General features: G+C 38.0%; 1 pseudogene. It reads right to left on the reverse strand.

The window, feature by feature from the left end:
- Positions 1–2 precede the first annotated feature (2 nt).
- Positions 3–255 (reverse strand): annotated as a pseudogene (locus G9H60_RS13775) (IS3 family transposase); the annotation flags it as partial.

Consider the following 255-nt stretch of genomic DNA (forward strand, 5'->3'; position numbering starts at 1 on the left):
ACTTACTTCTCCTTTGGCTTTGAGCCGTTGGATTGCTTGGGTAAAGACTTTTTTGGCAACTGAATACCGTGTTCTTTTTGAAGAATATCAAACATAGTCTTATAAATAAGATTTCGGTCTTGTTCTTTTTTCAAAGCGGTCTCAAGCTGCTTGATCCGCTGTTCAGGAGTAAGTTCACTGTTATTTTCCAAAGTGTATTGTTTGGGTAATGACCAGTCTAAGGTACCATGTTTCCTTAACCAAACCAACACAGTA

This window comes from Aquirufa aurantiipilula (genome assembly GCF_019923745.1).
GTDB classification, from domain to species: Bacteria; Bacteroidota; Bacteroidia; order Cytophagales; family Spirosomataceae; genus Aquirufa; species Aquirufa aurantiipilula.